Here is a 21,368-nt window from a genome sequence, read left to right as displayed (position 1 = left end):
TGTTTCTAAAGCTTTGAGTACTGTACCTGATTCAATTACTGGTGAAATTAGTAAGAATTCTTTGAGTTGCATTCAACATTAGTACACTTGGGTGACAACCCTCAGTCTACCTGGTTTTGAGCTTAACCGAACCGTATTGGGTTGGTTATGGACTTATAAGGTTTCCACTACTGGCGTTGAGTTAGGTGATAATTCCACAGTACGTCTGGACTTAGATAACGAACCGCAGCCTGATGTCGTGCTATTAATAGATGAAAAACTCGGTGGACAAGCACGTATTAGCGACGATGACTACATTGAAGGCGCACCAGAATTAGTTGCAGAAGTTGCAGCCAGCAGCGCTGCGAATGACTTATATGATAAGAAAAAAGCTTACCGTCGTAACGGTGTCAAAGAGTATATTGTCTGGCAGAGTTTAGAAAACAAACTCGATTGGTTCAGCTTGCAAAACAGTGAATATGTATCATTAGAATCGGGTACAGATGGAGCGATCAAAAGTCGTGTTTTTCCTGGTTTGTGGTTGGATGTGCAGGCTTTACGTGCAGGAGAAATGACACAAGTTTTAGCTGTGTTACAGCAAGGATTGAATAGTAAAGAACATGCAGATTTTGTGCAGCAGTTAACACGAAAATCTTAGCTATAAATCTTGAGATTAATTTATATTTAAACATTTCTCTTTTTTGAGCGATCGCACTCACGATATCAGCAGATTAAAGCGCGATCTCACTCACTACCCAATCGTAGAAATCGTTAGATACCTGCGTCAGCTTGTTGTAGTACGGTGATGTGGTAGGGTTTGAGGTTGGAGTAAAGCTTTTGAGCTGCTTCAACAATATAATGTAAAATTTGGCGTTGTCATCCCAGAATTGGTGTGATAGATGCGATCGCCATTTCTAACTAAATGCTGTAATTCTCCTGGGAGTTGTCTAGATTGATCCCCGATAAATCAGCGAAAAATTTCCAGTTAATATGAATATTAATCTCAACTAGCTGCTGTGCTGCTGACCATTCACAATGTTCTTTTGGTGCTATTCCACTACCATAGAAACCGTATTCTCCAGTACTAATGTTAAGAAATTTAGAATCATCTGTGTAACTTCCAGATAGATAAAATGTATACTTTAGGGGATGTTCGTGAAGATGATATTTGTTAATTTTTAACTCTAATCCTTAACTTAATTCGATAATGCGTGAATAACCTTGACCCAACTACTGAGGATACTTGTGGATGATGTCTAAATCACGATCGAGGCCAAATTTACTGAATATTATTGGCATTTTCATCCCATAGTTTCCAGTAAGCCTCCTGTAAAATTGTGATTGTCATTACCAGTATGCTGTTATTAATGATAATTATATTTATTAACTATGGAGAAATCAGTGGCAATAACAAGTGAGGGATAGGCGATCGCTGTCCCCAGAAAAAATTAACATTAACTTTAGAAGTGCTAACTATTAATTAAGACAGGCTCATGGGTTATTACATTGCTCCCCGCTTTCTGGACAAACTTGCTGTCCACATTACCAAAAACTTTTTGAATCTACCAGGTGTTAGAGTGCCCTTAATTTTGGGCATTCATGGACGCAAAGGCGAAGGCAAGTCTTTTCAATGTGAGTTAGTCTTTGAAAAAATGGGTATCGAAGTAACCTTGATATCTGGTGGAGAATTGGAAAGTCCAGATGCAGGAGATCCAGCGCGGTTGATTCGTCTGCGTTATCGGGAAACAGCAGAATTAATCAAGGTGCGCGGTAAAATGTGCGTGCTGATGATTAATGATTTAGATGCAGGTGCTGGACGCTTTGATGAAGGCACTCAATATACAGTAAATACTCAGCTGGTGAATGCCACACTGATGAATATTGCTGATAATCCCACAGATGTGCAGTTGCCTGGAAGCTACGATTCCACACCTTTGTGTCGCGTGCCGATTATTGTCACAGGCAATGATTTTTCCACTCTTTATGCACCATTAATTCGGGATGGTCGGATGGAGAAATTTTATTGGGAACCAGACCGAGATGATAAGGTGGGAATTGTCAAAGGGATTTTTGAACCGGATGAACTATCGCAACGGGAAATTGAACAGCTGGTTGATACTTTTGCCAATCAGTCAATAGACTTTTTTAGTGCTTTGCGATCGCGAATTTATGACGAACAAATCCGCAACTTTATTCATGAAATAGGTTTTGAGCGAATTTCCCTGCGTGTGGTGAACAGTACAGAAGGGCCACCAGAATTTAAAAAGCCAAATTTCAGCTTGTCTCACTTAATCGAGTCTGGTAACTTCATGGTTGGCGAACAAAAACGGGTGGAAACTTCCCAATTAGTCGATCAGTACAATCGACTGAATCGAGGCAGAAATTATCAATCTGCACCTTCCCCTGCTGAGAAACCTAGTAATCAGCCGTCAACCAATGGATCTCAAAAGCAAGAAGTTTCTAGTACCCATTTAACCCTAGAAACACAAGAACAGATCCGGCAAATTTTATCTCAAGGTCACAAAATTACCTTTGAACACGTAGATGAGCGCCGCTTCCGCACAGGTTCATGGCAAAGTTGCGGTACTATTCATATCGATGCCGAGTCTGATGCTATCTCGACTTTAGAATCACATCTAGCTGAATATAGCGGCGAGTATGTCCGCTTGGTAGGGATCGATCCGAAGGCAAAGCGGCGCGTTATAGAAACGATTATTCAGCGACCGAATGGAAAAAATTAGGAGTTGTATAGTATAGATAAGAAAAAGCGATCGCATCAGCAAATATCTGGAGCGATCGTTTTTGTTTATTCTCAAATAAATAGTAACTGCTGAGAAGAAAAAGATCGAAAAATAGAGAGGCTAGAACAAGAGAACCAAGCACTGCGCGAACGAATAGCAGAGCTAGAAATGCGTTTGGGGTTAGATAGCGAAATGAGTTCAAAGCCACCGTCAAGCGATGGGCTGAAAAATAAAGGGGTTTCCTCAGGTTAATATTCTACTTAAAAATATTAGTTAGTACAGCGATCGCACAAACCTTGAACCGTGACTTCGTAGGTTTCACCACGCAAACCAGGGCGCAGGCTCTTAAGCTCTACACATTGAAAAGTATTCCAGGCAATATCTTCAATTGCACCGCATTGGCGACAGCAGAAGTGATGATGGGGTTTAACATTGGCATCATAACGAGAAACCCCCTCTTCTAAGAGAACCTCCCGCACTAAACCCGCTTCTCGTAAGGTTTGCAAGGAACTATAGATTGTTGCCTGCGATGAAACTGGAAAATCTTTGTTGAGGTCGGTCAAGATTTGCTCAACTGTGGGGTGATCGGCACGAGATAACAAATTAGCATAGACTGCAAACCGCTGAGGAGTCACCCTCAAACCCCTAGACTTTAAAGTTTGAATAATTGCGTTTGCTTGTTGCTGCATATTTGCTGTGATATTTTATATTTCTTTTATTTATTATATTTATTTTTAAAACTGAATCTATCTGAAGTTTTATTTATTAAAATGTTTAAGTATATATAACTATTGAATATTTATTAAGTCAGAATTATTCTGGTTTACAACCGCCCCATGTTATTAATCGCCTACAAATCCACCTATTAGGAGGTCTATTATGGCTGTGATCGAAAGAGTTCCCAACGTTGTATTTAAAACCCGTGTCCGCGATGAGTCTATTCCTGGCCCCAATCCCTACCGTTGGCAAGACCGCACCAGTCAAGAAATTTTCGGTGGTAAGCGGGTAGTTGTGTTTTCATTGCCTGGGGCTTTTACTCCTACTTGTTCCACCTCGCACCTGCCCCGTTATGAGGAACTTTACTCAGAATTCAAAGCTTTGGGAATTGATGAGGTAATCTGTATATCTGTAAATGATGCCTTTGTTATGTTCCAATGGGGTAAACAGCAAGGAGCTAAAAATGTTTTCTTGCTTCCTGATGGCAATGGTGAGTTTACCCGCAAAATGGGAATGTTAGTTGATAAATCTAACCTGGGCTTTGGAATGCGTTCTTGGCGTTATTCGATGGTGGTTGATGACGGCAAAATCGAAAAGTTTTTCATAGAGTCAGGTTATGAGGATGTTTGCCTTACCGATCCGTTTGAAGTCTCGGATGCAGACACCATGCTAGCTTACCTAAAAGAAGCAAAGACTGCGTTCGTCGTTCGCGATAGCGTCTCCGAAGGAGAAGACGTTGCCGTTCGCGCAGCGTCTCCGACAGGAGAGGGCATCGCTGTGTAACTTTCACCACAATTTCATAATTCACACATCCACATTATGTAGGAGTGGACAGTTATCTGTACGCTCCTACTAGAAATTTAGAACCTGGGGGACACATGAAGCTCGATTTCGACCTATTTGTAATTGGTGCAGGCTCCGGTGGTATTGCCACTGCCAGACGAGCCGCAGAATATGGTGCAAAAGTAGGGATTGCTGAGTTTGACCGCCTAGGTGGAACCTGCGTCAATCGTGGTTGTGTCCCCAAAAAGTTAATGGTCTACGCTTCTCATTTTCCTGACTTGTTTGAGGATGCTCAAGGATACGGCTGGAGTCCAGTCAAAAGTTCGCTCGATTGGGAAAAGATGATTACGGTAGTCAATAATGAAGTGACTCGCTTAAATGGGATTTATCAAAAGATGCTGGATAACTCCAAAGTGGAGCTATTGCATGGATATGCTAAATTTGTTGATGCCCATACACTTTTAGTCGGCGATGGCTCCGGCGGGCTACGCCAACACCAAGTGACCGCAGACAAAGTTTTGATTGCCGTGGGTGGACATCCCATCAAGCCAAACATTTTGGGAATTGAACATGCCATTACCTCCGATGATATTTTTCACCTGAAAGAACAGCCCCAGCGAATGGTAATTTTGGGGGGAGGTTATATTGGTACAGAATTCGCTTGCATTCTCAACGGTATGGGAACTGAAGTCACTCAGGTGATTCGCGGTGAGAAGATTTTGCGCGGTTTCGATGAGGATTTGCGAACCGAAGTGCAGCAAGGAATGATTAATCACGGGGTTCAGATTCTCAACAAAATTCAGCTGATTGCGATCGACAAAACCACTGAAGGAGTGAAGGTTATACTTAGTAAAGATGATAAAGCTAAAGAAGAGACAATAGTTACTGATGCTGTAACTTTAGCTGCGGTTGGTCGCAAACCGAATACCCACAACCTAGGTTTAGAAAATACTAAAGTTAAACTTCATGATGGGGCTGTTGTCGTTGATAAATACAGCCGCACAACCGAAGAGAATATCTATGCAGTGGGAGATTGTACGAACAAAATTAACCTAACTCCAGTTGCAATTAATGAAGGTCGGGCATTTGCAGACACTGTATTTGGTGGCAAGTCTCGCACGATGAGTTATGAAAATGTGCCGTCAGCAGTCTTCTCGACACCAGAAGCTGCAACTGTGGGTATGACTGAGGCAGAAGCTAGGGAACAGTATGGTGATGCGGTAAAAATTTATCGGAGTCGCTTTCGACCGATGTACTATACCCTAGCTGGTAAAGACGAAAAAACCATGATGAAGCTAGTAGTCGATCAAAAAACCGATAAAGTGCTAGGGGCACATATGGTCGGAGACTATGCCGCAGAGATTATTCAAGGGGTAGCGATCGCTGTGAAGATGGGTGCTACCAAAGCTAACTTTGATGCCACTGTGGGAATTCATCCTACTTCTGCTGAAGAGTTTGTTACTATGCGATGATGCTGAGCGGCATATTCTCAGAGCAATTACTTGTGACAGTTGCTTTTGCAAGTAATTCCAGGATTTCTACAAAAAGTTTAAATTGGAAATGCCCTTGATTTAGTAAGTTTGAGGGCATTTATCACAAAATATACAGTTAATTTATCAGTTGCTATTATTACTGCACTAACACGTAATACACTACATTTGAGGCGATCGCTCTTGCTGTTGTTCAACCAGACCTAATAGTACAAAATACCTTAGCTTCCCGCTGAGATTCTATGAAAGTGCGGATAGCGGTAAACATAGTATTGTTGCTGTGCGAAGTGATACTGATGTTGAACAACAGGAAAAAAAGCAAAATATTGCTCGATAATTATGATATTTAGTAGTTTTTCTAGATAGTAAAATAGTTTAGATAAATCTTGAAATATGCATGAAAACAGTTAAAAATACTAGTTTTTTGACTGCGTGATTTGCTGTTAAAGCTAATACTAAATTTAATTAAAATCTTGGTTCCACAACAATCAAAATTCACATCATATTTTTGTAAAAAAAACAGCAAAATCCTATTTAATTTCATAGTAATTATTGGCAAAGGAGGCAAATTCCGACTTTAAAACCTTGAGCAAAAGGTTTTAACAGTTAATGCTGTCAAAAAATAATTAATCTATTTGAGGATAAAAACTTATGCCCATGAATGACACTAGTAGCAAATTACTTTCTCATAACGGGCTAAATTCCACTTCTATCTCCTCAGTAGATACTTTTCATGTCCAGAATGACTATAGCTTGAACCTCAGAAGTAGCAGTAGCTATTACCCAGAAACTACTAGTGATGCTACTGCTACCGCTAAAAGCACCGGAAATTATAACTCTACCAATGGCTATGGCTTGGTAAATGCAGGAGCGGCAGTCAGTAAAGCCGCAGGTCAAAATACTTTTGCTGATGTTCCTAACCTAGGTGGGAATAATTGGGGAGCAGACCTTGTTAACGCCCCAGAATCTTGGGCAAATGGATATACAGGTCAAGGTGTTATTGTCGCTGTCGTCGATACTGGAGTTGATTATAATCACGAGGATTTAAAAAATAATATCTGGACAAATACCAAAGAAATTGCTGGTAACGGTATAGACGATGATGGCAATGGCTATATTGATGATGTCCAAGGCTGGAACTTTTCAAATAACAACAACAACACATTAGACGACAACGGTCATGGTACTCATGTTTCTGGCACGATCGCAGGTGAGAATAATGGCTACGGTGTGACTGGCATTGCCTATAATTCTCAGATTATGCCTGTCAAAGTTTTGAATGAATCTGGTTCTGGCTCCTATAGTGCGATCGCTAAAGGCATTTATTATGCCGTGGACAATGGAGCAAATGTGATTAACCTCAGCTTGGGTGGCTATTATTCCAGCAGTACTCTCAAGTCCGCTGTTGAATATGCCAGTAGCAAAGGAGTAATTGTTGTTATGGCAGCAGGTAATGACGGCGAATCATCACCAGACTATCCTGCTAGCTATGCAAACAAGTCGGGAATTGCTGTTGGGGCAGTGGATAGGAATAATAACATAGCTGACTTCTCCAACCGAGCCGGAACAAATCAAATCGCCTACGTCACAGCCCCAGGAGTCGATATCTACTCTTCAGTTCCAGGTAATCAGTATGCAACTTATAGCGGTACATCTATGGCTACTCCTCATGTTGCGGGTGTAGTTGCGCTGATGTTAAGTGCTAACCCCAACCTGACTGATGCTCAAGTGCGTCAAATCATCACAGAAACAGCAGGAAACAGTACACAAGCAGCAACCTCAACCTCTGAAGTTAGCTCGCTCAACATCAGCTCTGTTATGCATCAAGCGATGTCTAACGACAAGTCGCTACACGTCTACGCAGAGATACCGACACATACACCAGTTGAAGCTAAAAGTTTCAACGTCCAATCTTTAAGCCAGAGCAATACTACAACTTCTAGTTTTAAAGATGTCTCCACACCTGCAAGCACAAGTACATTGGTAAATCCAGAAAGCTGGTCGCAATTTCAATACTACGAAAGCACTTTAAGCACTAACAATAATACAGGCAAGGATGATGACAATAACAATAGTACCGATCTGGAAAAAATGTTAAATCAGTTTACTCAACTCCAAAAACAGCTAGATCAATATCAAAGATGGTTGGGGCGGTTTTAAAGTTGGGACTGAGGACTGGGGAATATAGGGACAAAGGGGACAAGGAAGACAAGCCTGCTCCCCACTTAAACTACCTTACAGAAAAAGCTTCGCTAAATCGGCGAGTCACAGGCTCGATTATGAATGTCAAGATTGACTTCTTACGAGTGATAATTTCACCATTAGCAGCCATCCCTGGAGTAAATGTAACTTCCTGACCGCGCACATTTATTGAATGTTTACTTAGGCGAATTCTAGTGGGGAAAATTAAACCTAATTCTTTATCTACAATTGCATTGGGACTAACTTGTACCACTTCACCATCAACAGTGCCAAATTCCTGGAAAGGAAAAGTTGACATTTTTACCTTTGCCTTCATGCCTTGACGAATAAAGCCTATATCGCGATTGAGGACTTTCACCTCTAGCAACATTTCTTCGCCTTCTGGCAAAATTGACAGCAATTCTTCACCTGCTTGTACCGGGCCTCTAGTTGCCTTAACTTTGTAAATTGTGCCTGCAACTGGAGCTTTAATCGTTTCTACTGCTTCCTGTTTTCTCGCCTGTTCTAGCTGACCAATAATGTTGGTCTGTTCTTCTTTGCGCTTATTTATCTGAGTCAAAATTTCACTTTGGCGCTCGGATGCTAAACGTTGTGCTTGACTGAAAGCAGCTTGATAAGCTTGTTCGGCTTGGCGGATTTCTTGAACTTGGGCAGCAATATCTTTTGCTAAGGATTCTACTCTGTCTTGAGCTTCTGTTATTTTATTTTGGGCGTTGACTATCTCATCTTTTGCTCTAGTGACTTCTGTGTTGGCACGATTTAATCTTTCTTGGGCATCAAGATAATCGACTCTAGGGGCAGCACCAGAAGTAACTAAAGTGCGTAGGCTTTTTTCTCTACTTTGAGCGATCGCTAGGCCATTTTCAACTTTGTCAAGGATACTTTCTGCATTAACTAAGTTGTCTTTGGCGTTGATAAAGCTAGTTTTGGCATTAGCTTGGTTTTCCTGCAACCGCGTCAAGCGTACTTTTGCCTGATCTATGAGTGCTTTTTGGCGATTTGCTTCTGCTTCTGCCGCAGCTTGACGCGCTTGGTAGTCTCTTAACCGCGAACTTAAAAGTTCATCTTGCAATTTTGTACCAGCAGTTTTAGCTCCGGTGCGTTCTGCATCCAAACGCTGCAAGTCTTCTTGAATCAACTTGCTAGTTCTAGCGAGACGGCTAACATCTGTTTGTTGCAAATCAGGGTCGCGTTGAACCAGGATTTGATCTTTATTAACGCGATCGCCTTCTTTCACTTTCACCGCTAAAATTGACCCATTACCCAAGGATGTTACTGGTCGCACTTGGGTAGAAGCAATTAACTCCCCAGGTGCGATCGCAACTTCATCTATTTCCGAGAAGTTCGCCCAAGCAATTACCCCAAATACTACTAAGCTAATCGTTCCTGCTAACAATCTCGTATACAACGGCGGCAATTCCTGTACAGCCTTACCCAATTCGTAAGAGAGTTGGTCTTCTGGTTTAGCGAATCGCTCTTTTGTCTGACGTGCTTGAGTAGCGTTTGCAACTAGGGAATTTTTCATAAAATTTTAGATTAGTTGGTGGTCAGTAGTCAGTGGTCAGTAGTCAGTAGTCAGTAGTCAGTAGTTGTAAACTCTCATGCAACCAACAACTGACAACTGACAACTAAATAAATTCAAACTGCTAAATAGCGTCGTAAAAAACTTTCCAAGGTTTCCAATTGGAAGTTGAAAATCTTCTCTAAGTTGGCTATCTCCTCTTTTGTACAGAAAAACTCATTGGATAACAATGTACGATAGGTTCCCAAAGCTTTTTGTGCTTGGGGATTAAATAAACCAAAGGCACTCCGTAAGCCATCAACAACAAATAGTGGTGAGTTAATTACTATTGGTTCTTTGCTAAAGACACGACTAAAAATCCGGGGAATATCTTCACGCAATAAAATCTCCGGGCCTCCAACTGATAATATATGGTTGCGAGCGCCTTCTACTGTCACTGAATCCACCACTATCCTTGCCAAGTCATCTGTACTCACAATCGATGTCCGGTTTTTGGGGTCGCCGATGAGCAGATACAACCCCGTTTCACGAAACCGTTCTGCTAAGGGCAGTAAGTTAGATGCTAATCCAGCTGGGCGTAAAATAGTGTAATTCAAGCCACTAGCTTGTAGATATTGCTCTACCGCCCGTTTGGCTTTGAATACGGGTGCATCCTCATACCCGCGGTCGGCTCCCAACACGGAAATAAATACAAAGTGTTGTACTCCGTTGACTTTGGCTTGCTCAATCAGTTCTATGTTGGCACGGTAGTCTAAGGATAGAGCATCGCCATCAGAACCGTGAGCGCTAATAATATACTGAACACCCTGACAAGCTTTCTGGATATCTTTTTGCAACTGCAAATCACCGATAAAGATATCTGCTCCCCGGTGTTCTAACTCGCTGTAAGGCGACGTGAGGCGGACAAATGCCCGTACTGACTTCTCCTGTTGGCGTAGGAGTCGCACAACTCGGCGACCGATTCCTCCTGTGGCCCCAGTTACCAGAAACATAATGATTAAGGATTAGGGATTGGGTATTGGGGATTAGAGATTAGGTATTGGCTATTAGGTAAAGTTTGTCCCCAATCTTTAGTCCCCAATCTCTAGTCCCCAGTATCTAATCTAAAATTTTCAATCTCAAATTTCAAATTCGACAATTACTGGTGCATGGTCGCTAGGTTGAGTCAATTTTCTGGGTGTGATATCCATAATGCAATTTTTCGCACCTTCGTACAGCACTGGTGTGAGATAGTGATGATCGATTCGCCAACCTAGGTTGCGTCGAAAGGCGGCAGCGCGATAGTCCCACCAACTGTAATATCCGCCTTCGATGGTAAATTTACGAAAAGCATCGGCAAATCCTAGTTCGAGAATATCTCTTAAAGCTTGTCGCTCTGGTTCAGATGCCATAATGTGATTTGCTGGATTCACTTTTTCGTGAATATCTTTAGCTTCTAAGGCGATGTTGAAGTCGCCGCACACACAGATAGCACGTTGTGACAATAGAAGCGTTCGCAAATACTCTCGCAACACTGTCAACCAACGCAGCTTAAATTCGTATTTCTCGCTTCCTACTGCTGCACCATTAGGTACATAAAGATTCACAATCCGAATACCATCAATTACGCCTGTAATTACCCGTTTTTGCTCGTTCCATTCTGGATCGAGATTTGGCAAAATTGCTGTGAAACCAGTAGTTACATCTATCAGTGGTTGGCGACTAATTAGGGCTACACCGTTATAAGCCTTTTGTCCCGATAAATAAAGTTGATAGCCCAGGTTTTCAAAGGGCGATCGCGGAAAATCTGTATCAATAACTTTCGTTTCTTGCAAACAAAGGACATCAACAGGATTTTGACTTAACCAATCAATAACCTGTTGTAGACGAATGCGAATCGAGTTGACATTCCAAGTAGCAATTTTCATCAGTTAATTATTAGCAGTCCACATAAATTATCAATTTTCAATTAGGAAATTTTAGAATTATTTAAGATTGTTTTAAATTCCGCTTCTTTTCCCTTATTTACCCTAAATGAACATTCGCAAAAATTGATTTCAGCTATATTTTTAGTAGTTTTAACTACAAAATTTTGGAATTTGTAAGTTCTGCTACAAAATATTTTACTGGTTTATGATCCCCAAGATAGATGAAACTAGTGAAACGTAAGCTATATTTTAAAAGTGTAGTCGTCTAGCGGCTATTGCTGAAGGTCTTAAATTTTATTGATAGTGGTTAGCAATACGTTTAACCAAAGATTGTACTCTTAGGAGTCATTTAGGTTAATTTAAATGTCAAAAAAGTGAGTACAAATGCTTTGTCCTCTTAAGATAATATTCAGTCTTAAATTTGAGGACAATTCTATCGGCTGAACCAAAACAACTTTATGAAAATCGCTCAAGTTGCCCCCTTGTGGGAACGAGTTCCACCTCCTAGTTATGGAGGAATTGAACTGGTAGTGAGTCGCTTGACCGATGAACTAGTTCGTCGCGGCCATGAGGTAATTTTATTTGCCACTGGCGATTCTCAAACCTTAGCTCATTTAAAAGCAGTTTATCCGCGTGCATTGCGCTTAGACGAAAATATTCAAGAGTATGCAGCGTACGAAACACTAGAACTGAGCCAAGTTTACCAACAAGCTGCGGAATTCGATATTATCCATTCTCATGTAGGGATTTCGGCATTACCTTTGGCGAGTTTGGTATCAACTCCCACAGTGCATACTCTGCACGGCAATTTCACAAAAGATAACCGTTACGTATTTAGCCACCATCAAAAACAATCATACGTCAGCATTAGTAACGCTCAGCGGCAAATTAATTTAAACTACGTCGGCACAGTTTATAACGGAATTGAGCCAGCAGATTATCCATTTGTAGCTCAACCAAAAGAACCAGCATACTTAGCATTTTTAGGACGCTTTTCTCCAGAAAAGGGGCCACAACATGCGATCGCCATTGCTAAGCAGACTGGTTGGCGTTTGAAAATGGCAGGAAAAGTTGATGTAGTAGACTCGAAGTTTTTTGAACAACAGATTGCCCCCCATATTGATGGTCAGCAAATTGAATATCTAGGCGAAATCAACCATGCCGAAAAAGCTGAACTTCTGGGCAATGCTGCAATAACTCTCTTTCCTATTAACTGGCAGGAACCTTTTGGTTTAGTGATGATTGAATCAATGGCAACTGGTACGCCAGTAATAGCCATGAATTTAGGTTCTGTGCAGGAAGTGCTTGTTCACGGTGAAACAGGTTTTGTCTGCCAAAGTTATGAAGAAATAGCGGCAATGATTTCTCCTGCTTTGGAACTGAATCGGCAAACATGTCGAGAATATGTACAAAACAAATTTAGCGTTAGCCAAATGGTTAGCGATTATGAAGCGGTTTACGAGCAAATTATCAAAAACCGCATTAATTTAAACGGTTACATCCATGCCGCTAAAATCCAGCTTTAATCAACAAATTTTTTTTCTGTCTTAAACAAGAATATTTTTTCAAGGAGGAAATCAGTATGAGTATGAGAGCCAATAACTGTCCGTGTTGCGGTGGTTCCCTCCTGCGTCATATTCGTCACGGTGAACTATATTGGTTTTGTCTGTCTTGCAGACAAGAAGTACCCCTTTTAACAGTCAATCGCTTACCTAATGTGGAAATCCGGAATACCGGAGTTCTTCCCCAGTCAACGGTGAATAGCTAAATTTTCACACTTTTGAACTGATAAAGGCATAAGCAGTTTTAGCTCAAAACTCAAAACCCAAAAATAAGGGATTTCTAAGTAAAAAAATATTTCTTTGTAATTGTTGACTGATGACTGCGAACAATCAACAACTTTAAGAGAGATAATTTATTGCTTGGAGTTCCCTAATTTAGTTTTGATCGCTAGCAGCTCGACCTGATAGAATCAGGTGAAGCTAATTAATTTAGGTCGAAAGCTGTGTTAGCAGCATTGCTTTATGGTCAAGAAGATTTACGCCTAGAGCAGGTAGCCGATCCTACTCCAGCAGATAGCGAAGTAGTAATTCAAGTAGGGGCAGCTACAACTTGTGGTACAGATTTAAAAGTCTGGCGACGTGGTGGTCATGCAAAGATGCTAAAACCACCGACTTTGTTTGGTCATGAGGCCGCAGGACAAATTGTGGCTGTGGGCGCAGGCGTTACGGGTTGGCAAGTAGGCGATCGCGTCGTCGCAAATAATTCTGCACCGTGCATAAAATGCTTTTTTTGTCAACGCCAAGAATATTCGCTATGTCCAAACTTGACGTGGAATAACGGCACTTTTGCCGAGTACCTAAAAATTCCCGCACCGATAGTAGAGCATAATTTGTTGCCAATTCCCGATGAATTGCCATTTGAATTGGCAGCCATGACGGAACCTTTAGCTTGTGTGTTGCATGGAGTAGCCCGTTCCAACGTCAAAGCCAAAGATAAAGTAGTTGTCTTGGGAGATGGAGCGATCGGGCTAATGTTTATAGCTGCTTTGGCAGATACTGCTGAGGTACTGCTATGGGGAGGTAATGACCACAGGCTAAAAATTGGTGAAAAACTTGGTGCAGTTAAGACATTTAATTATCATCAAATCTCGGATATTCCCAGTGTGGTGAAAGAACTTACCCAAGGCTGGGGTGCAGATGTAGTAATTGAAGCGACTGGCGTGCCTAGTGTTTGGGAAACTGCGATCGCTTGTGCCCGTCCTGGTGCAACCGTCAATTTATTTGGTGGTTGTCCCAGAGATACGACTATTACAGTCAACACAGAACAGCTACATTACAGCGAACTTAACCTAAAAGGTGTGTTTCACAATAAACCAGAGTACGTGCGATCGGCGCTTGCACTCATAGCTAGTCGTAGAATTCCTTTTGAATTACTTATTAGCGAACGGCGGTCTTTGAAAGATTTGGAACAGGTGTTTTGTGACATGAAGGCACGTAAGGTAATTAAGGTGGCGATGATTCCGTAAAGCAGAATTAGAGACAAAGTAGGCTTTTTGGCTTTTGTTACATAACATCACTCATACTGGATTTTATCTGTCAAATTGAACAATATTGATACAGCCACCTCACTCGCAAGAAGTCAGAAAAAAGTGGATTTTATCAATCAAATAAAATACTTAAAATAGTTTGAATAAAAATGTGTAGTGGTAAACATGTAGGGAAAAAAATAGGCACTACAACAAGAATTCTAATAGAGAGTTTCTTTCGGAAGACATTGGATGCCATATTGCCAAAGCTGTTTAGTGGGTTATCTCATTCCCATACCCCGCCTCCAAAAGACTCAACAGCTTTTCTTCCACAGCCGTTAAATATGGGCGTTTTAGTTCTTCCAAGTGCTTCAACACAGCACGGGCAGGTAGGAAAAGAAAAGCTTTACCATTCGGTGTGCCTAAGAGGATGTTGAGAAAATCAGAAAAAGCTCACGTAAAGATACTCTGTTAGTAGAGAAAAACGCAACAGTGTTACGAGTTGAAAGTTATGAGTTGATTTTCTTCTAAAACGGGAAAACTATGGTTAACCCCTGCGAATTGGGGAATTTCCATGTAAGTCCCGTATAGGAAAATGCTAAAAAAATCTCTGGTTAATCGTTTGATTTTGCCTTTTTCTCTAGTTCCCTGGCTGTGCGTGGGAATAGTTTTTGATTCTAAAGCTAATGCTTTACCAGGACAAAGTACAGAGGAAGTCGGTACTTGGATGAAAGCCCATCCCACGCTACGCCCTGGAAATGGAGAACAATTATATGTGCAAAAGAGCGATACAGCTGCACAACGATTCACTTTTCAAGCCTCGGTGTTGCCTCCTGGGAAGGTGGAATTTACCAAAGACCGAGGCAGAATTCGTTATGAACGCCTTGCTATGTACGATGCCATTAACGGGATGTCATTTCAGCGCCTGCAAGAATCCTTACGGGTGATTTATGGTTTAGATATCTATCAAGACTTTAACCGCGCTCAGGTGATGTACGAGTATCCTAATCAGAGTGCGATTAACTCGGCTCGTCTTGCCAAAACTCCGATTAGGGAAGCTTTAAAAGGAGAATTACGAGTAGGCGATCGCTATGCCTATTGGATGGAAATTGCGCAACCCCGTGGCGGTAAAGCTTTCACTGGACAAATGACTGTTTTTCTCAAAACGGATCTAGATAAATTGGAAAGCGAACTGCGAACTAGGTAAAAGGATGAAGGTAAAAGGCTGAATTATAAAATATTTTATACTTCAGTCTTCCTAGTATCCCCCGAACCCTCCAATTGGTGGGGTTTGCCATACACCAGAAAAGATACTTTCTGTAGCTAGAGAAATTCTTAGCAAATCTTCCTTGAGTAGCGGCGGCCAATCAATCCCAGCTTTACGCCCCGCTACAAATATCTGTGGAGCCTTAACGCCTAACTGGTAAAGGGCAAAAACTAATTCTCTGTCTAGATTTGAGGCTTCTTTGAGTCCTTCAAATACAACTTTCAATGCTAATAAAATCGAGGTAATTTGACCTGGCACTGGTGGCTTTCCCTGTTTCATCCGCATCAACAGGGCATCCGGGTTTTCTTCGGTTGTTGTTGTCTGGGATACTAGGAGGTTGCGAGCTGTTTCGTAATTCATTTATCCAGCTTAGCGTAGATTTTAGCACATTAAGAATACTGAATTGTACGCCATCTTTAGCTATCTGCGAAGATTTTGGTATGACAAGCCGCATCCTGTAAGGCTAGTGTAAATATACCCTCATCGTTTCAATTCTGCTTCGATTTGCCGAACTACTGTTAGCGCTGAGTAACTTACCCCAGCAGTACCTTCACCTGGATGGGTGGAGTCACCAACCAACCACAAATGGTTGATGGGTGTGCGATTGGCAAAACCAAAGGGGCCAAAGGTGGGTATCCTTTGACCGATGCCACCAACTATACCGCGATCGCGGGCTGTGAAATGGGCAAATGTGCGAGGTGTGGCGGCTTCTTGATAAACAATCGTTTCTGGTTTCAAATAAAAGTATTGGGCAAGACGAGCGATCGCTTCTTGAGTATACTTTTGTTTTAGTCCTTGGTAATCTTTTGTACGCCACCACTGTGTAGGGTCTACAAATGAAGAAGCGATAATTGTAGCTTTCCCATCTGGGGCGCGCCCATCTCCAGGATGGCTGACAGAGACAAACAGGGAATTATTCTCGCCAATTGGCCCATTGGCATCGTACATAAATTGCAGATGGGGAGGACACTCAAGGGGTACGGCGCTGGCATCTACGCCCAAATAGACAACAAACGCCCCCGATGCTTGAGGCAGTTTTTCCACGCGCTGTTTATAACCTGATGGAGCATTATCACCTAATAGTTGCACTAAATTTTGCACAGTAACATTGGCAACTACATGGTCGGCGGCTTCTGTCCAGACTTCACCAGTTTTCTGATTTCTGATGACAACGGCACTGGCTTTACCATTTTCTACTTTGATATGTTCTACAGTATGGCGCATCAACAACTTGCCACCATCTCTTTCTAAGGCTTGCACTAGGCGATCGCTTAGTACTTGCATACTACCTTGGAGGTGAAACAATCCTTGGGGTAGTTGGGATACACTCAACGCTGTTGCGGCATACAGCAATGCTGTTTCTTCGGCATTTACCTGAGAATACAACTTCAATTGCAAATCCAGAAATGTTCTCAGGCGTTGGTCATTTCCCAGTCCGTACAACCGTAAAGCATCTCCTACCGTAAACAAAGTGAAGGGTGCAGTAATGAATGTACTGGGACGCACTGCCTGAGTTAATTGCCACAAATCCCACAAGTTACGCGGCGGTAGTACTGGGTCGCGTCCTTGAAATTCCCAACTAGCATTAAATAAAGTTGCCATCAATTGCCAGAAGGGTTCGCTACCGGGAAACTGTTTTTGTCGTTCTTCTTGCCATTTCTGTTGGTCACGCCAGACGTTGATTGGTGTCGTCTCCCCAGGAAGATACACTGCACAAGCAGGGTCACAAGGCGTTGCTTCTGGTAAGTCTATTTCCAGTTCTGAAAATATGCGGTGATGAATTCCCCCTGGTTCCAACCCTGCTACCTGAGTCGCTCCGACATCAAAGGTAAATCCTTGGCGTTTAAATGTAGAAGCACAGCCTCCTGGTACAAGGGCTTGGTCTAAGATTAAGACGCTGTAACCTCTACGGGCTAATAATGCCCCAGCAGTCAGTCCTCCTATTCCTGCACCAATGACGATGACACGAGGTTGATTTTTGTCAATAAAAACGTTAGACATTGATGCTTATATTTACAAATTTTAATATTACTATTCATAATTTTATAAGGTAATGGCGACGAAAAGCTACTGTGCGTCTTAGTTGCACATTTTATAGTCAAGACTGTTATTAGTTATTTGTGAGAAATTCAGGCTTGCTGAAACTGGCTTAGTAACCAAGCGCCAACTTCAGATTGACTCATTTCGCGACTACGGCGTAAGGCTTCTTCTAAAATTGCAATTACCAATCCAGGCAAAACCTGTGATTCTTGAATACGTTTACTACCCTGGTCTGCCATAGCATAGGCGATGATTTGAGCATTCTGCACATCTACTACCCAATATTCAGTAACGCCTAATTCTTCGTAGAGACTTCGCTTTGTACCCAAGTCATCCAGTAGAGATGTTTTAGCAATCTCAATCACCAAATCCGGTGCAGGGTAGCGATCGCAGTTGACAATTCCTGTACTAAATGGGATAGTTTGGGCGCGTTCTCTAAGGTAATAAGCCACATCTGGCTGACAGTCCTGAATTCCAGTTTTACGAAAAGTCGTGGTGTCTAAACCTGTGGCTGGAATTCCTTTAAGTGTGGCAAATAGAGTTACAGCAAATATAATTACCACATGGTCTTGACCATGATCAAAGCTAACTGGTGGCATCTCCAGCCTCATGTGTCCTTTGTAGTAATAACTTTTCCCTTGATCGTTCAGGAAGTCGGCAAGTGTTTGTAAATATTCGTGCCAAGAAGCAGGAATCCATATATCCGTCGGTAACTGGGTTTGAGTTTCACTCATTGTCTAACCCTGATGCCAGTAAGCTATATCTCTTTTAACCCAAATTTTCAGTTTTTTGCTCGGTACTTTGACATCTGAAGTCCAACATTTGAGTTCGGAAGGGAAAGTTTCAGGTTATTCAGTTGAACTTTCGAGTTCAGAGGCTCAACGTTGGTGTTCTGAAGGTGAAACTTCGAGTTATGAAGGGGAAGTTTCGAGCTTTTTGCTAGGCTGTTAGTGTTATGAGGTCGGAAGTTCGTGTTCTGAAGTGGAACTTTTGAGTTTTGAGGTTGAATGATGGTATTCGGAAGGGAATGATTAACAATAAGCTGCAAGCGTCTATGCTACTTATCAACAGATTTTTAATTATGAAATAGGAATTACGAATTACTCAGTCATCAATTGACTCAATTTGCTGCTGCTTTAATCTTTTTACAAATATCCACCCAGACTCTATTTTGTTCTTCTGGCTTCAAAGTATCTAAAGGTTGGCTGGGAGGGTGCGCTGCGCCATATTTTTCAATTTCTGTTTCCTCATAAAGGCTATAACTTAAGGGTATCCAGATAATGGTGAGTCCTTCGGTTTCAGCAGCATCTAACAATGGGGGTAACTCATTGTCGGCAATGAAATCTGATGCCAAAAAGTTAGGACTAACCATTAATATTGCTACTTTTGCTGCTGCCATAGCATTTTTAATTTCTTCGCGCCATATAGTACCCGGTTTAATTTTGGTATCGTCCCACACTTGCAGCGTTTGTTTGCGAATCATTGGTTTGAGCCAGGTCTGGAGTTTATCAAACCACTCCTGGTCTTGACGGCTGTAACTAATAAAAACTTGATTTCTGATTACAGGTTCTACCATAGATGTTGGTAAATTATTATCAGTTTCTAAAACATCGTCAATTAATCTTCGGACATCCACCATATCCGCACTGATTTGGCACTGAATTTCGTATTTTTTCTTAACGTCACGGAACTCACGCAGCACTTTTAAAGGATAGGAATGAGGCGTTTGACTATGCTTACAACTTTCACAGTTGCAGGGAACAAGGGTCTGGTATTTTAGGGGATCGTAAGAATTATGAATTTTGTCAAATTCATGGATGATGATTGCTAACAGTTCTTTCTTGCGGTTTCCTGTGAGGCGAAGTTTAATTTCCCGTTGATTGTAGTACTCAATTACTTCTGCGCGGGTTTGGTCTTTGCTGAGAACAACACCTGTTTTCCAAACCAGCCTTTGTTCCTCAATATAACCATGCATCTCGACAATAAAACGGGTGAGAATTCCTTTAGGCATGAATTCATAGCTATAGCGCAGGATAAGATTATTAGATTTATCCCAGTTGTAATCAGGCTGGTTGGCGGAAAGTAGATGAGGTGCAATATAACTGCCGGGACTACCAGGAATTTCGTAGCACAGCTTGAACCGCTTCATCAGGTGCAGTAGTTCATCTCGCATGTCGGCATATTCAACTTCTTGCCAAATATCGGCTAGATTGTTTTGGGTAAAATAACCCTGATTTTTCTTGATTGTCTGATTATCCAGAACTTTGTAGACGGCAGTTGTACCCCATTCTGGTTTGAGGATAACTCTATTTTTCAGCAAAGGATCGTTTTGAAAGTGGAGACATACGCCGAGGTCGTGCAGATAGCGACTGAGGCGCAGCATGTCTCGGCGGTCAGTTAATTTATTGTCTCGGCAAAGATGATAATATTCTTCGACGCTGATGTAATTGCGCGAATAATTTTCTAGGGCGGCTCGAACTCTCACCCAAAGTTTTGGTAAATCAGTACCAACGTGGGGAAGCTTGATGATGTAATCCTGAATAGTTTTTTTAATCTCGGCTAAACCTCGATTAGTGGCTAAATCGGTGGCAAGAATTTTTTTGAGGTTAGTAAATTCTCCCCGCAATTGCCGCTCATTGACTTGGCACTCACGATTTTGTTTTTCATTTTTGATAATTAAGACAGGGCTATTATCACTCAAAAGTTCTACAACTTTTAGCCAGTAGTAAAAATCTGTGTTTTCCTTGCGAGTATCAGCGACTAATGCATAGAGTGAACGTTCCGTAAGGAAAAACTGGTGAGTTTGGTGGTAGATTTCCTGTCCGCCAAAGTCCCAAATATTGACACGAAATTCTTGCCCAGTGGGCAATGTGAATTGCCACCGAATCACATCAATGCCTTGGGTTGATTCCTCGTCTGACTGGAGTTCGTAGTCTTCGTCTTCGATTTTTTTTGCTAGAGAAGTTTTACCTGCTCCCCCTTCGCCCACAATGAGAAATTTAGCTTCATATAAAGGTTCTGTTTCCTTTGGGTCTTGCACACGGAAATAGAAATCTAGGATTTCTTTAGCACGGCCTGACGCTAAAATTTCAGGTGGAATGGGGACTGGATTACCATGAAGGTTAAGTACGCTGAGGTTGGTGAGTTGAGCAATCTCTGCTGGCAGCATTTCTAAACCTTTATAAGAAAGGTCTAATTCTGTCACTTCGTCTCTGGCTGCTTGTTCAATTATTTCCAGCAGTTCTTGGTTGGTCATGAGCAGAGTATGGGAAATAGGCAATGATTACTAATTTAGCTTGTATCAAAGCTTGCATTGGGCTTGAATTTTTTCAAAGCTCAACATATCACCCTTAATCCCCCTGAGAAACGCTACGGTGTATACACATCTTGAAAAATCCTATCCACCGCACATTTCCGTTTAAGTCAAAGTCTGGCGTGAAGCCAATATTCCGCTTCTCGGATAAAGGTTGGGTCATCCTAGATTTAGATCCCCCCGCCTACGGCGACCCCCTTAAAAAGGGGGTGAACGGAAAAATAGCCCCCCTTTTTAAGGCAGGGCTGTTTCATTCCACAAGGGCAAGAAGTTTGTCAATATCATGAGAGAGAAATCTAGTCGCAGTTGTGATGGAAGTATGACCATTTCGGCGGAGGATGTTGAGAGCGATCGCTCGCACAACAGAGAGATTGGCTGG

The 21,368-nt window shown here is 41.8% G+C and carries 17 protein-coding genes and 1 pseudogene; 10 read left to right on the top strand and 8 right to left on the bottom strand.

The window, feature by feature from the left end; translation table 11 throughout:
- The first annotated feature begins 91 nt into the window (after window positions 1-91).
- From RMY31_RS16150 to RMY31_RS16140, 3 genes and pseudogenes are all read left to right on the top strand, one after another.
- Window positions 92-637, top strand: coding sequence for a Uma2 family endonuclease (locus RMY31_RS16150; protein ID WP_409878014.1), 546 nt, complete (start codon window positions 92-94; stop codon window positions 635-637).
- Window positions 638-1,472: 835 nt separating this feature from the next.
- A complete protein-coding gene (locus RMY31_RS16145; protein ID WP_322666475.1) occupies window positions 1,473-2,720 on the top strand; it encodes a ribulose bisphosphate carboxylase small subunit in 1,248 nt (415 codons plus the stop codon).
- 93 nt (window positions 2,721-2,813) lie between these two features.
- Window positions 2,814-2,942 (top strand): annotated as a pseudogene (locus RMY31_RS16140) (DUF6444 domain-containing protein); the annotation flags it as partial.
- 47 nt (window positions 2,943-2,989) lie between these two features.
- Here the strand turns inward: RMY31_RS16140 and RMY31_RS16135 are convergent.
- Window positions 2,990-3,409 carry a Fur family transcriptional regulator gene (locus tag RMY31_RS16135; RefSeq protein WP_322666477.1) on the bottom strand — a complete coding sequence of 140 codons (420 nt, stop codon included), beginning with the start codon at window positions 3,407-3,409 and terminating at the stop codon, window positions 2,990-2,992.
- Window positions 3,410-3,599: 190 nt separating this feature from the next.
- On the opposite strand from RMY31_RS16135, the gene RMY31_RS16130 reads away from it, so the two are divergent.
- The 3 genes from RMY31_RS16130 (at window position 3,600) to RMY31_RS16120 (ending at window position 7,870) form a co-directional block, all read left to right on the top strand.
- A complete protein-coding gene (locus RMY31_RS16130; protein ID WP_322666479.1) occupies window positions 3,600-4,220 on the top strand; it encodes a peroxiredoxin in 621 nt (206 codons plus the stop codon).
- Window positions 4,221-4,315: 95 nt separating this feature from the next.
- Window positions 4,316-5,692, top strand: coding sequence for a glutathione-disulfide reductase (gene gor / locus RMY31_RS16125; RefSeq protein ID WP_322666481.1), 1,377 nt, complete (start codon window positions 4,316-4,318; stop codon window positions 5,690-5,692).
- 669 nt (window positions 5,693-6,361) lie between these two features.
- Window positions 6,362-7,870, top strand: a complete 1,509-nt coding sequence (locus RMY31_RS16120) for a S8 family peptidase (protein WP_322666483.1) — start codon at window positions 6,362-6,364, stop codon at window positions 7,868-7,870.
- 70 nt (window positions 7,871-7,940) lie between these two features.
- Here the strand turns inward: RMY31_RS16120 and RMY31_RS16115 are convergent, their stop codons facing one another.
- The 3 genes from RMY31_RS16115 to xth all read right to left on the bottom strand — a co-directional run bounded on the left by RMY31_RS16115 (window position 7,941) and on the right by xth (window position 11,341).
- Window positions 7,941-9,437, bottom strand: a complete 1,497-nt coding sequence (locus RMY31_RS16115; protein ID WP_322666485.1) for an HlyD family efflux transporter periplasmic adaptor subunit — start codon at window positions 9,435-9,437, stop codon at window positions 7,941-7,943.
- A 113-nt stretch (window positions 9,438-9,550) separates the two neighbouring features.
- Entirely contained in the window at window positions 9,551-10,426 is an 876-nt protein-coding gene (locus RMY31_RS16110; protein ID WP_322666487.1) for an SDR family oxidoreductase, read from the bottom strand.
- Between the two features lie 126 nt (window positions 10,427-10,552).
- Window positions 10,553-11,341, bottom strand: coding sequence for an exodeoxyribonuclease III (gene xth, locus RMY31_RS16105; protein WP_322666489.1), 789 nt, complete (start codon window positions 11,339-11,341; stop codon window positions 10,553-10,555).
- Between the two features lie 458 nt (window positions 11,342-11,799).
- Between xth and RMY31_RS16100 the strand changes: the two genes are divergently transcribed.
- The 4 genes from RMY31_RS16100 to RMY31_RS16085 all read left to right on the top strand — a co-directional run bounded on the left by RMY31_RS16100 (window position 11,800) and on the right by RMY31_RS16085 (window position 15,576).
- Window positions 11,800-12,867, top strand: a complete 1,068-nt coding sequence (locus tag RMY31_RS16100) for a glycosyltransferase family 4 protein (protein WP_322666491.1) — start codon at window positions 11,800-11,802, stop codon at window positions 12,865-12,867.
- A gap of 56 nt (window positions 12,868-12,923) precedes the next feature.
- Window positions 12,924-13,109: a hypothetical protein gene (locus RMY31_RS16095; RefSeq protein ID WP_322666493.1), complete on the top strand. Its 186-nt coding sequence runs from the start codon at window positions 12,924-12,926 to the stop codon at window positions 13,107-13,109.
- Window positions 13,110-13,346: 237 nt separating this feature from the next.
- Window positions 13,347-14,369 (top strand): zinc-dependent alcohol dehydrogenase, encoded by a 1,023-nt coding sequence (locus tag RMY31_RS16090; RefSeq protein WP_322666495.1) that lies wholly within the window; start codon window positions 13,347-13,349, stop codon window positions 14,367-14,369.
- Window positions 14,370-14,964: 595 nt separating this feature from the next.
- Window positions 14,965-15,576 (top strand): hypothetical protein, encoded by a 612-nt coding sequence (locus RMY31_RS16085; RefSeq protein ID WP_322666497.1) that lies wholly within the window; start codon window positions 14,965-14,967, stop codon window positions 15,574-15,576.
- 51 nt (window positions 15,577-15,627) lie between these two features.
- Here RMY31_RS16085 and RMY31_RS16080 read toward each other — a convergent pair whose 3' ends face one another.
- The 4 genes from RMY31_RS16080 to RMY31_RS16065 form a co-directional block, all read right to left on the bottom strand.
- Entirely contained in the window at window positions 15,628-15,996 is a 369-nt protein-coding gene (locus tag RMY31_RS16080; RefSeq protein ID WP_322666499.1) for a Dethiobiotin synthetase, read from the bottom strand.
- A gap of 120 nt (window positions 15,997-16,116) precedes the next feature.
- Window positions 16,117-17,637 (bottom strand): C-3',4' desaturase CrtD, encoded by a 1,521-nt coding sequence (gene crtD, locus RMY31_RS16075; protein ID WP_322666501.1) that lies wholly within the window; start codon window positions 17,635-17,637, stop codon window positions 16,117-16,119.
- 128 nt (window positions 17,638-17,765) lie between these two features.
- Window positions 17,766-18,410 carry a Uma2 family endonuclease gene (locus tag RMY31_RS16070; protein ID WP_322666503.1) on the bottom strand — a complete coding sequence of 215 codons (645 nt, stop codon included), beginning with the start codon at window positions 18,408-18,410 and terminating at the stop codon, window positions 17,766-17,768.
- A 386-nt stretch (window positions 18,411-18,796) separates the two neighbouring features.
- Window positions 18,797-20,932, bottom strand: coding sequence for a COR domain-containing protein (locus RMY31_RS16065; RefSeq protein ID WP_409878013.1), 2,136 nt, complete (start codon window positions 20,930-20,932; stop codon window positions 18,797-18,799).
- Window positions 20,933-21,368: the final 436 nt, after the last annotated feature.

The sequence above is a fragment of the Dendronalium sp. ChiSLP03b genome (assembly GCF_034531165.2).
Classification (GTDB): Bacteria; Cyanobacteriota; Cyanobacteriia; order Cyanobacteriales; family Nostocaceae; genus Dendronalium; species Dendronalium minutum.
This window is presented reverse-complemented; position numbering and strand designations above follow the sequence as displayed.

What these genes read in the sequence shown, in the direction of transcription:
- RMY31_RS16145 (WP_322666475.1), top strand. Translation starts at nt 1,473, where the DNA reads ATGGGTTATTACATTGCTCCCCGCTTTCTGGACAAACTTGCTGTCCAC.
- RMY31_RS16135 (WP_322666477.1), bottom strand. Translation starts at nt 3,409, where the DNA reads ATGCAGCAACAAGCAAACGCAATTATTCAAACTTTAAAGTCTAGGGGT.
- RMY31_RS16130 (WP_322666479.1), top strand. Translation starts at nt 3,600, where the DNA reads ATGGCTGTGATCGAAAGAGTTCCCAACGTTGTATTTAAAACCCGTGTC.
- gor (WP_322666481.1), top strand. Translation starts at nt 4,316, where the DNA reads ATGAAGCTCGATTTCGACCTATTTGTAATTGGTGCAGGCTCCGGTGGT.
- RMY31_RS16120 (WP_322666483.1), top strand. Translation starts at nt 6,362, where the DNA reads ATGCCCATGAATGACACTAGTAGCAAATTACTTTCTCATAACGGGCTA.
- RMY31_RS16115 (WP_322666485.1), bottom strand. Translation starts at nt 9,437, where the DNA reads ATGAAAAATTCCCTAGTTGCAAACGCTACTCAAGCACGTCAGACAAAA.
- RMY31_RS16110 (WP_322666487.1), bottom strand. Translation starts at nt 10,426, where the DNA reads ATGTTTCTGGTAACTGGGGCCACAGGAGGAATCGGTCGCCGAGTTGTG.
- xth (WP_322666489.1), bottom strand. Translation starts at nt 11,341, where the DNA reads ATGAAAATTGCTACTTGGAATGTCAACTCGATTCGCATTCGTCTACAA.
- RMY31_RS16100 (WP_322666491.1), top strand. Translation starts at nt 11,800, where the DNA reads ATGAAAATCGCTCAAGTTGCCCCCTTGTGGGAACGAGTTCCACCTCCT.
- RMY31_RS16095 (WP_322666493.1), top strand. Translation starts at nt 12,924, where the DNA reads ATGAGTATGAGAGCCAATAACTGTCCGTGTTGCGGTGGTTCCCTCCTG.
- RMY31_RS16085 (WP_322666497.1), top strand. Translation starts at nt 14,965, where the DNA reads ATGCTAAAAAAATCTCTGGTTAATCGTTTGATTTTGCCTTTTTCTCTA.
- RMY31_RS16080 (WP_322666499.1), bottom strand. Translation starts at nt 15,996, where the DNA reads ATGAATTACGAAACAGCTCGCAACCTCCTAGTATCCCAGACAACAACA.
- crtD (WP_322666501.1), bottom strand. Translation starts at nt 17,637, where the DNA reads ATGTCTAACGTTTTTATTGACAAAAATCAACCTCGTGTCATCGTCATT.
- RMY31_RS16070 (WP_322666503.1), bottom strand. Translation starts at nt 18,410, where the DNA reads ATGAGTGAAACTCAAACCCAGTTACCGACGGATATATGGATTCCTGCT.
- RMY31_RS16065 (WP_409878013.1), bottom strand. Translation starts at nt 20,932, where the DNA reads ATGACCAACCAAGAACTGCTGGAAATAATTGAACAAGCAGCCAGAGAC.